Below are 413 nucleotides of genomic sequence, written 5' to 3' on the forward strand. Positions count from 1 at the left end.
GGTGCGTTTTGGCAATGTGCTTGGCTCATCTGGTTCTGTCGTTCCCTTGTTCAGAGATCAAATCAAACAGGGCGGGCCGGTTACCGTCACACATCCTGATATCACTCGTTATTTCATGACCATTCCAGAAGCCGCACAACTTGTATTGCAAGCAGGCGCAATGGGTGAGGGCGGCGATGTGTTTTTGCTGGATATGGGGCAGAGCGTCAAGATTAATGATTTGGCCGTTAAGCTTATTCGTTTAATGGGGCTTGAGCTGAAAGATCAATCGAACCCTGACGGAGATATTGCGATTGAGTACTCTGGTTTGCGTCCGGGCGAGAAGCTTTATGAAGAGCTTTTGATCGGTAATGAGCCGATGCCTACCGCGCATTCGCGTATTATGCGTGGCCGTGAAATATCGCTTGCTTGGT

1 protein-coding gene is annotated in these 413 nt (G+C 49.4%); it reads left to right on the forward strand.

Annotation, left to right across the window (positions count from 1 at the left end; translation table 11 throughout):
* Positions 1–413: polysaccharide biosynthesis protein (locus A3738_RS11040; protein ID WP_197473812.1), on the forward strand; the 413-nt coding region annotated here is incomplete at both ends.

The organism is Oleiphilus sp. HI0066 (assembly GCF_001635725.1).